This is a genomic window from Aliagarivorans marinus DSM 23064 (genome assembly GCF_000429485.1).
GTDB lineage: Bacteria > Pseudomonadota > Gammaproteobacteria > Enterobacterales > Celerinatantimonadaceae > Aliagarivorans > Aliagarivorans marinus.
In genome coordinates this window covers 1-3,011 of the sequence record NZ_AUBY01000044.1, presented here as the reverse complement: position 1 = coordinate 3,011, position 3,011 = coordinate 1, and the positions used below count along the sequence as shown (strand labels likewise).

Here is a 3,011-nt window from a genome sequence, read left to right as displayed (position 1 = left end):
CGCAAAAAACGCGGATTGTATATCCATTCCCATCACCAGACCACCAATAAAGCCCATCCCAAAACCCAGGGCCATGCTGCCGATAGCGCCTAGTGAGACATTCGCGGTAATCACTGCGCTGACGATGCTGATGATTAGACCGAAGATGTTTCCGCTGGGGTCGTGGTATTTCAATGGGTTATTAACCACATAGGCATAGCGGTTATGGTTCAGGGCATCATCCGGAGATTGCATGGCGGGGTCGGGGCTTAAGAATATCCCCAGGTTGGGATCGTATATCCGGGCATTCATATGAATAAGCCCCACTTCAGCAACGTGCTCGTGGCCGGTAAAGCCGCGGTTGGTCAAACTGCCGAATAGCAGCCCCGCGGGAAACGGAGAGGTTTTGCTACCAGTCGATCGCCCGCACTTCCCGCAAGGGTCGAACCAGGTTTCGGATATCACTTGTCCCAGAGTGTTAGTGATAAGATTTACCGAGTTCAGTGCATCCTGATGGAAGTAGTGCAACTCCCGGCTCAGTTCGCTACTGTCTGATACGCGCTCTGTCTTGATGGATACACCAATCGCGCGGCCTCCCACATACAGATAGTTACGTTGCTCTGCCTGATAGCCTTCCAGCCCTTCGTGATAGCGCATTTCATATACTCCTGAGTAGATCTCGGTGTAGGCGGCAAAACCTCCTCTCAGGGTGTTGCTTTAGGCTCCCTTATCAATAGCTTAATGCTGGTATTTCTATATGTATCGATAGGGTACTCAAACACACCAGCGTCCACCTTCTCCTCAAACGAGCGTTTTATCTCATCGGCTTTAGTTGGATCTATAACACCAAATAGATATCCACTCCTGTAAGCGTGTTCTAACAATGCGGATGAGAGAGGGTAGCCTTTGATATGTGAGGCCTCCAAGTTTCTCTCTATCAAACTGATTGTGTCAGAATCGCATTCGTCTTGACTGATGCACTTTTTGATATCAATTGCCGCTAGAAAGAACAGTGCTTCACCATCGTTATCGTCTGCTCGTCCTTTGAAATAGATGTATGCCCAGTCGTACTCATTTTCTATAGACTCTGAGACGACAAGCTTTGCTTGTAATAACATGTTACTTGGCGCTCTATCACAACCGATTACCAACAGAGAAAGCAACAACACCACTAGTTTGCAGGCCATGGTTCTGGTCTATCCTCCCAAGTTTTTCCCGATGAGGGCGAGAAACCACATGCCTCTCATATTCTTGCTCATGCAGATATTTCTAATCCAAGAGTGTTACTATAGGCCATTTGCGATAGGACAGCTTATTAGAAATTCCCGTATTAACTCAACACTATCACCTGTGTACATAACGAAATGGTACTCATCGATAGGAAAAGCTAATATGCTCCAATCAGAATTTTTCGAAAGGTCGGGTATTATTGCGGGATACGTTCCAAAGCAACCTACGATATCCCCCTCAACTCTACCTTCATTTGATGACCCTTTGTGGGATAAATAAAACCTCACTGCGCCACTATGGTAAATAGGAGCTATTGCTAATGGAGATTTGAACGATATGATTTTGCTAGCAGAATTATCTGCTTCCCTAGGCCCCACATAGTAAGAAGGGATAGGCCATTCGAGCTCTACAAATCGATAGATATGGGGGTACACATATCGGTAGATTGGAAAAGATCCCATAGTTATAAGAAGTACTATCGTAGCAAGTAACGTTTTCTTAAAGCGCAAAGCTGATATCAGTGATTTAACCCGCTCTGTCATGTGATCCACTGCTCATGAAAGAACTTCCCAATGACAAAAACAACAGTTGCTACTGATAACAAAAATGCCAAAATATACATTTCTTCTTTTAACTTATGATGATTAGTATAAATATGCCAAAACAATCCAAAAATAAAACCCCAATAGCCATAAACTGCGCCAGAGTGCCAAAGGTCAACCTCTGGGGAATAAAAATGACCTTCGTACGGATTAATGGCTATAGCAGCCACCTGTGAAATCCCAGTCAATAACAAAATGCGCCAAAATGACAAGATTTTATTAATGTTTTTCATTTAACTCACCTTAATAAGCTCTTCAGTTTATCTATAATGATGGCTTAGACCTCTCGAACCCCTATTGCGGAACCACTAACACACTGATGATTCAACTCTTATTATTCACATGTAAAGCACTAGCGATCAGAGTCACTTGTCAACTTCATGTAGAGATAGATAGCTTGAAGAGATAAGCCTATAAACAACGTTGCCGACATTACTAAATTAGTAAAGCGGCCCAATAGGCCATAATAAAACAAAGAAAATGAAACTGTACACAAAGCCATTGGAAAAAAAACGAACAAACAGGCTTCATGTTTCAGTACTAAGAATTTTATTTTGCTTAACATTCTGATTTCTATCGATTTGATTACATACAATAAACTGCTTCTGATGTACACATTTGAACACCAGCCCCCATCAAGTATCCCCAACGCGCCCCCCCATTAGCGTAAGACATACCAGTAGTCGAGCCACTAAACCCAAGAACCTTGACCGCATCAGCAAAAAATCCAAATGATTTACTTGTTTCACCAACAACCATAGCCTCTGAAAGTGGGTTGACAGAACCAGATGGACCTATTGCGGCACCTAACGTTGGGCCTATTTTCAAGCAACTGGTCTTAACTAAGCACCACTGTCCCTGAGTATTCCATACTCCTGATAGTTCATGAGAATGCCCAAAAAGTACATAGCCTGCACTCCCTGACATACCAAGGCCAACCTCAAGGTTAAACATATTGTCCATTCCTTCTTGCCACTGCCCATCGGGTGGATTACTAGCGATATGGGCGACCATTTTTTCTGTTATATTTTCGGTTAAGTTATGCTCGTTAAATAAATTGGCCAATGCCCCAGTACGCGCCCCATCCCGGAACGTTCCGCCCGCAAAGTGACTGGATGCTCCGCCTGCCAGCGCCGCTACCGCTACATTCCCAAAATCAATGCCTGCGGTTTCAAACCCCCAGCCTTTGCCTAGACCATT

At 44.1% G+C, this 3,011-nt stretch carries 4 protein-coding genes; all 4 read right to left on the bottom strand.

Annotated elements, in window-relative coordinates; translation table 11 throughout:
• A partial coding sequence (locus G461_RS24345; RefSeq protein ID WP_035480392.1) for an RHS repeat domain-containing protein occupies positions 1 to 636 on the bottom strand: 636 nt, incomplete at its 3' end.
• A gap of 47 nt (positions 637 to 683) precedes the next feature.
• Positions 684 to 1,097: a hypothetical protein gene (locus G461_RS0114455; protein ID WP_157360329.1), complete on the bottom strand. Its 414-nt coding sequence runs from the start codon at positions 1,095 to 1,097 to the stop codon at positions 684 to 686.
• Positions 1,098 to 1,747: 650 nt separating this feature from the next.
• Positions 1,748 to 2,044 (bottom strand): hypothetical protein, encoded by a 297-nt coding sequence (locus G461_RS0114445; protein ID WP_026960555.1) that lies wholly within the window; start codon positions 2,042 to 2,044, stop codon positions 1,748 to 1,750.
• Between the two features lie 352 nt (positions 2,045 to 2,396).
• Positions 2,397 to 3,011, bottom strand: a 615-nt coding sequence (locus G461_RS26235) for a hypothetical protein (protein ID WP_035478518.1), incomplete at its 5' end; no start/stop codon positions are given.